1 protein-coding gene and 1 pseudogene are annotated in these 7,902 nt (G+C 73.4%); both read left to right on the forward strand.

The genetic code is table 11. The annotated features are described in order from the left end of the window. Positions 1-215: pseudogene (locus tag ABD466_RS44005) on the forward strand (phosphopantetheine-binding protein); the annotation flags it as partial. 59 nt (positions 216-274) lie between these two features. Continuing rightward, positions 275-7,902, forward strand: a 7,628-nt coding sequence (locus ABD466_RS44010) for an amino acid adenylation domain-containing protein (protein WP_344663283.1), incomplete at its 3' end; no start/stop codon positions are given.

Here is a 7,902-nt window from a genome sequence, read left to right on the forward strand (position 1 = left end):
CCGAACTGCTGGGAGTGGAGCGCGTCGGCCGCCACGACGACTTCTTCCACCTCGGGGGCCACTCCCTGCTCGCCCTCACGCTGATCGAGCGGATGCGCCGTATCGGCCTGCACCTCGACGTCCGGGTGCTCTTCGAACGTCCGACGCTCGCCGCGCTCGCGGCCAGTGTCGAGGCGGTCGGCGAGACACGGATACCCAGGAACCTCATCGCCGCCGTGGGCGACGGCGCGGACCGGCAGGACGACGACGCCTCGGACTCCCTGGAGCTGACCCTGTGAGCCTGGACGAGCTGCTGTTCCAGTTGGCCGCGCACTCCGTACGCCTGAGCGCTGTCGGGGGCGACCTGCGGATCCGCGCCGACCGGCGGTCGCTGGACCCCGGGCTGGTCGAGCAGGTGCGCCGGTACAAGCAGGAGTTGCTCGATCGCGCCGGCGCGGTCGAGGGCTGGTGGACGCCGCCGCTGCGGATCACGCCCGCTCTGCTGCCGCTGGTCGAGCTGACGCAGGATCAGATCGACGCGATCATCGCCTCCGTACCCGGCGGCGCGGCCAACGTCCAGGACGTCTACCCGCTCGCCCCCCTCCAGGAGGGCATCCTCTTCCACCATCTGCGCCACGAGGACGCCGATCCGTACTTGATGTCGCTGACCTACGCCTTCGACAGCCGGGAACGGCTCGACGCGTATCTCGCCGCCTTCCGCCAGGTGGTCGAGCGGCACGACATCTTGAGGACCGCCGTCGTGTGGCGGGACCTGCCCGAGCCGGTCCAGGTGGTGCTGCGCGACGTCGAGCTGCCCGTGGACGAAGTGGAGCTGGATGCCGGCGACGGCGACGGCGACGGCGACGGCGACGGCGACGGCAGCGACGCGGTCGACAGGCTGCACGCCCGGCTCCAGGCCCGCACGACGCGCCTTGAACTGGACCGGCCACCGTTGCTGCGCCTGGTCACCGCGCACGACGAACCGGGCCGGCGCTGGCTGCTGGTTCTGCTGCTGCACCACCTGGTCGGCGACCACACCACGCTGGAGGTCCTGCACGCCGAACTCGCCGCCTGCCTGCTCGGTCACGCGGAAGAACTCCCGCCGCCGCGCCCCTTCCGGGAGTTCGTCGCCGAGGTGCGCCAGGGCGCCGACCCCGCCGCTCACGAGAAGTACTTCACGCGGATGCTCGGCGACATCGACGAGCCGACGGCGCCGCTCGCCCTGACCGACATCGGTGGCGACGGCACAGGGGTCGCCGAGTTCCGGATGCCGGTGGATCCCGAGGTGGCCGAGCGCGTGCGGGACCTCGCACGGAGCGCGGGGGTCAGTGCGGCGAGTGTGTGTCATTTGGCGTGGGGGCTGGTGCTGGGGCGGTTGACGGGCCGGCGCGATGTGGTGTTCGGGACCGTGTTGTTCGGCCGGATGGCGGTGTCCGGTTCTGCGGGGCGGGCACTGGGCCCGTTTATCAACACCCTGCCGGTTCGGTTGGAAATGGACGGCCGGGGTGTCGGTGAGGCGGTCCGCCAGACGCATGCGGCATTGGCGGAGTTGCTGCGGCATGAGCATGCTTCGCTGGCGCTCGCCCAGCGGTGCAGCGGGGTTCCGGCACCCGCGCCGCTGTTCACCTCACTGCTCAACTACCGCTACGCGACGACCATGTCCGACCAGCCCGAGGCGTGGGCCGGGATCCACGTGGTCGGCGGCGAGGAACGCACCAACTACCCGCTGACCATGTCCGTGGACGACTTCGGCGGCCGCCTCGGCCTGACCGCCCAGGCGCCCGACGACGAGCAGGCCCGGCGCGTCTGCGACTTCCTCCACACGGCCCTGCGGGCGCTCACCACCGCGCTCGCGCAGGACCCGGAACAGCCGATCGGGGACCTCGACGTCCTCCCGGACGTCGAACGTACCCGGCTGGCCGCTTGGAGCGACGGCGGCGGCGCGGCCCCCGACGACCGGCTCTGCCTGCACGAACTCTTCGAGCGCCAGGCCGCGGCGCACCCCCACGCGGTCGCGCTGGTCCAGGACGAGGAGTCTTTGACCTACGCGGAGCTGGACGCCCGCGCAGCCCGGCTCGCCGGCAGGTTGCACGCGCTCGGCGTACGCCCCGACGACCGCGTGGCGGTGTACGCCGGGCGAACCATGAACCAGGTGATCGGCGCGCTGGCGGCGCTCAAGTCCGGTGCCGCGTACGTGCCGCTGGACCCGGTTCACCCCTTGCCGCGACTGGCCGCGATGGTGGTCGACAGCGCGCCGGTGGCGGTGCTGGCCGACGGTGACCGCGGCCCCGGCCTGGCCGCCGCGGCCGGCCGCGCCGTGCCGGTGCTCGCCATCGATGCCGCCATCGATGCCGCCCTCGACGACCCGGGTCAGCCCGGCAGCGCCGCCCCCAGGGCCTCCCGCGTGCGGCCCTCGCACCTCGCATACGTGATCTACACCTCGGGATCCACCGGCCGGCCCAAGGGCGTGCTGGTCGAGCACCGCCAGGCTGTCAGCTCGACCCGGGCCCGCGCCGCGGTCTACCCGTCTCCCCGGCGGTTCCTGCTGCTGTCCTCGATCGCGTTCGACAGCTCGGTCGCTGGCATCTTCGGCACCCTGACACGCGGCGGCACGCTCGTCCTCACCGGTCCGGACGACGTGCGCGACCCGGGGCGGCTCGCGGAACTGGCCGAGCGCCACGACGTCGACAGCCTGCTGTGCGTGCCGTCCCTGTACCAGCGGCTCCTGCCCGAACTGGACGGCCGTCAGCTCGCCCTGACCGTCGTCGCCGTCGCCGGCGAAGTGTGCCCGCCCTCCCTGGTCGCCGCATCACAACAGATCCTTCCCGACACCGCGTTGTTCAACGAGTACGGCCCCACCGAGGCAGCCGTGTGGGCGACCGTCCACCGCTGCGCGCCAGTGTTGCCGCCGCACACGGTCCCGATCGGCCGGCCGATCGCCGGCGCCCGCGTCCAGGTGCTCGACCGGACCGGGCGTCCGGCTCCGACCGGGGTGCCCGGCGAGCTGTACATCGGCGGCGCCGGCGTCGCGCGCGGCTACCTCAATCAGCCGGAGCTGACCGCCGAGCGCTTCCCGCGCGATCCCTTCGCCGGCGCGGGCGCGCGGATGTACCGCACCGGGGACCTGGCGCGCTGGCTGCCGGACGGCACTCTGGAATACCTCGGAAGGATCGACGAGCAGATCAAGCTGCGCGGGCACCGGATCGAACCGGGCGAGATCGAGGCCTGTCTCGGTGAGCACGCCGCGGTGCAGCGCGCCGCTGTCGTCCCCGATCAGACCGCGGACGAGCCGCGGCTGGTCGCGTACTACACGCCCACGGCGCACGAGGCGACCGCCGAGGAGCTGCGGGCCCACCTGAGCGCCCGGCTGCCCGAACACATGGTGCCGGCGGCCTACGTCCGGCTGGCGTCGCTGCCGCTCACGCCGAACGGCAAGCTCGACCGCGCGGCCCTGCCCGCGCCCGACGGCCTGGCCTTCGCCCGTCAGGGGTACCAGGCTCCGACCGCGGGCCTGGAGGCCCGACTGGCCGACATCTGGACGCAGGTGCTCGGCGTCGAGCGCATCGGCCGGCACGACGACTTCTTCACGCTCGGCGGCCACTCGCTGCTCGCCGTCCGGCTCACCTCGCGGGTACGGTCGGCACTCGGCGTCGACGTGCCGATCGGGGCCCTGTTCGACGCGCCGGTGCTGGCCGACTACGCCGCCGCGGTCGCCGCCGCGCGCGGCACTTCGGGGCCGCCGATCACCCCCGGCCCGCGGGACACCGCTCCCCCGCTGTCCTTCGCGCAGAAGCGCCTGTGGTTCCTCGCCCAGATGGACGGCCTGGGGGCCGCCTACCAGGTCCCGCTCGCCCTCCGCCTGGCCGGCGACCTCGACGCCGCGGCGCTGCGCCGGTCCCTGAACCGCATCGTCGAACGTCACGAGGTGCTGCGGACGACCTTCGCCGCCGTCGACGGCCGGCCCGTGCAGCGGATCGCGGTCGACGCCGCACCGCCGTGGACCGAGCACGACCTGAGCGGGTCGGCCGACCCGGAGACCGCCTGCGCCCGGCTCGCCGCCGCATCAAGTGCCGCGCCCTTCGACCTCGAACGGGGCCCGCTACTGCGCGTCCACCTGATACGGCTCGCCCCCGGCGACCACCTCCTGCTGCTGACGATGCATCACATCGTCTCCGACGCCTGGTCCGCCGGTGTCCTGATGCGCGAGCTGAGCGCCCTGTACGCGGCCGACGTCGCGGGCGAGCCGGACCCTCTGCCCGACCTGCCCGTGCAGTACGCCGACTACGCGCGGTGGCAGCACGCGCGGCTGTCCGGCGCGGAGCTGGAACGGCTGAGCGACCACTGGCGAAAGGCGCTGGCCGGCGCGCCCGAGCGGTCCGAACTGCCCGCCGACCGGCCGCGTCCGGAGCAGCAGGACTTCGCGGGCGGCTTCGTGGAGTACGCGCTCGACGCCGGCCTCGTCGCGCGGCTCGACGCGTTGGCCCGTCGGCACGGCTGCACGCTGTTCGCGACGCTGCTGGCCGGATGGGCCGCGCTGCTGGTCAGGCTGTCCGGGCAGCAGGACGTGGTGGTCGGCGTGCCGACCGCCAACCGCGGCCGGCCCGAGGTCGAGGGCTTGATCGGGTTCTTCGTCAACACCCTGCCGGTACGGCTGGACGCGGGCGACCGTCCGACGGTCGGCACGTGGCTGGCCCAGGTCCGTACGCGGCTGCTCGACGCGCAGGAACACGAGGACATGCCGTTCGAGCAGATCGTCGACCTGGTCCGCCCGGCGCGCAGCCTCGCGGCGAGCCCGCTGTTCCAGATCGCCTTCAGCTGGCAGCCGGAGAGCGCCGGCCGGCTCGACCTGCCGGGCCTGTCCGTCGCGCCCGCGCCCGCGGGCGAGCACCTGACGTCGCGCTTCGACCTGACCGTGGCCCTGACCCGGTCCGGCGGTATGGTCCACGGCGGCGTCGAGTACGCGAGCGCCCTGTTCGACCGTGCCAGCGTCGTCCGCCACCTCGACGTGTGGCGCACCCTGCTCTCGGCCATGGCCGACGACGACACCCGTCCCCTGCACGACCTCCCGCTCCTCGACCCCGCGCTGCGCGCCCAGGTGCTGGCGCAGTCGGTCTCCGCCGCGGCGCCGAGTACCGAAGGACGCTGCCTGCACGAGCTGTTCGAGGCCCAGGCCTCACGGACACCCGACGCGCCCGCCCTCGTGCACGGCCCGGACCGCATGACGTACCGCGACCTCAACGAGCAGGCCAACCAGCTCGCGTGGCACCTGCGTGAGGAGTTCGGGGTACGCCCGGAGGACCGGGTCGCCGTGGCGCTGGAGGGAAGCCGGGCGGTGGCCGCGATCCTGGCCGTGCTGAAGTCCGGCGCCGCGTACGTACCCCTCGACCCCGGCCACCCGGAGGAGCATCGCAGGACTCTGCTGCTGACCGGCGAACCCGCGGTTCTCCTCGCCGACGCGCCGGCTGAATGGGCCGGCGGACTGCCCCTGCGGCTGCTCGACATGAGCCGGCCCGGGCAGTGGGCCGCGCGGTCCGTCGAGAACCCGCCGCGTCCGGCCGGGATGGGTGACGACGGGCTGGCCTATGTGATCCACACGTCCGGTTCGACCGGGCGACCCAAGGGCGTCATGGTCGAACACCGCGCCGTCGTCAACGCGACTCTGGCGCGCACCGCGTACTACGGATGCCCGGGTCGGAGCCTGCTGGTGCTCCCGCTTGCCTTCGACGCCGCCACCGGCGTGCTCTTCGGCACGCTCACCGGCGGCGGCACCCTGGTGGTCGCGGACCGTGCCACCGCCCTGGATCCGGGGCAGGTGGCCACGGAACTGGGCCGGCAGAACATCGAGACGCTGGTCTGCACGCCGTCGCTGCTGGTCCACCTGCTCGCGGTGCTGGACACCAGTGAACCCGCCGCCCGGCTGCGAACGGTCGTCGTCGGGGGTGACGTGTGCCCTCCGCAGCTGGCGGCCGGGCTGGCTCGACACCACCCGCGCGCGCAGCTGTTCAACGAGTACGGCCCCACTGAGGCCACGATCTGGTCGACTGTCCACGCGGTGGCCGCCGAGGCGACCGCAGGACCGGTCCCCCTCGGCCGCCCCATCGCCGGCAGCCGGGTGTACGTCCTGGACACTCGCGGCGAGCCCGTGCCCGCCGGGGTCCTCGGCGAGATCTGCGTCGGCGGCGCGGGAGTGGCCCGCGGATACCTCAACCGGCCCGACCTGACCGCCGAACGCTTCACGGCCGACCCCTTCGCGGGCGGCGGGGCGCGGCTCTACCGCACCGGCGACCTGGGCCGGTGGCGCGCCGACGGCACGCTGGAGTTCGCCGGACGCGCCGACAAGCAGGTCAAGATCCGCGGATTCCGCGTCGAGCTCGGAGAGATCGAGGCGCGTCTGGCCGAGCACGACGCGGTCGCCGAAGCCGTCGTCGTCGTCGCGGACCGCCGGGACGGCGACCGCCATATCGTCGCCTACTACGTGCCGCGCACGGCCGGCCCGGCCGTGCCGGCTGCCGAGCTGCGGGCCCGACTGGCCCGGTGCCTGCCCTCGCACTACCTGCCCGCCGCCTACGTGGCCCTGCCCGAAATACCGCGCGCGAGCACCGGCAAGCCGGACCTGTCCGCACTGCCCGCGCCGGGAGCCGACGCCTACGCTCGCCGCGAGTACCAGGAGCCGGCGTCCGGCGCCGAGGCGACCATCGCCGAGATCTGGGCCGAGCTTCTGGGCGTCGAACGTGTCGGACGGCTCGACAACTTCTTCGACCTCGGAGGCCACTCGCTGCTGGCCGTCACGCTGCTGTCCCGGATGCGGCACCACGGCCTGCGGTGCAGCGTGACAGACCTCTTCCGGACCGCGACTCTGGCCGACCTGGCCCAGGTGGCGGAATCAGCGGGCGACGACACCGAGGGGGACACGCCCGAGACGCACGTCCCCGAGGACGCCACCCGGCTCACCCCGGAGATGCTCCCGCTCGCCGGACTCACGCAGGAGCAGCTCGACCGCGTGGCCTCCTCGCTCCCGGGCGGTGCGGCCGACATTCAGGACGTGTACCCGCTGGCACCCGTGCAGGAAGGCGTGCTGTTCCACCACCTGATGGCCCCGAGCGCCGATCCGTACGTGCTCACCGTGCTCCATCGGTTCCCCGACCGGGCTCGCCTGGACGCCTACCTCGTCGCCTACCAGGCCGTGGTGGACCGGCACGACATCCTGCGGACGGCGGTGTTCTGGGAGGGCCTGCCGCACGCCGTGCAGGTTGTACGACGGCGGGCCACGCTGCCGGTGGAGGAGGTCCCGGCCGAGGACTCAGGGGCGGAGACCGCCGACGCCGACGCGGTCGCGGCACTACGGGCCCAGGCCGCCACGCGTCCCCTGGACTTCCGCACCGCGCCGCTGCTGCGTGCGTTCTTCACCCACGACCCGGCGGAGTCCTGCTGGCTTCTGGTGATCCAGCTGCACCATCTTGCCGGCGACCACACCACGACCGACGTCATCGACCGGGAGATCGCAGCCCACCTGGCGGGCCGCGCCGCCGACCTTCCGGAGCCGCGCCCCTTCCGCGACTTCATCGCGTCGTTGGCGCACGGCGTCGGGCAGGACGAGCACGAGGCGTACTTCACCGGCCGGCTGGCCGACATCACGACGCCTACCGCGCCGTTCGGGCTGTTCGACATCCACGGCGACGGCTCAAGGGTGGTCGAGTCCCGGCTGGTCCTCGATCCCGGTCTTGTGGCCCGGATGCGGGTGCAGGCGGGGGCGTTGGGGGCGAGCGCGGCGAGTGTGTGTCATCTGGCGTGGGGGTTGGTGCTGGCGCGGTTGACGGGCCGGCGCGATGTGGTGTTCGGGACCGTGCTGTTCGGCCGGATGGCGGTGCCGAGTTCGGTGGGGCGGGCGCTGGGTCCGTTTATCAACACACTGCCGGTGCGGTT

The sequence above is a fragment of the Catenulispora subtropica genome (genome assembly GCF_039531675.1).
GTDB classification, from domain to species: Bacteria; Actinomycetota; Actinomycetes; order Streptomycetales; family Catenulisporaceae; genus Catenulispora; species Catenulispora subtropica.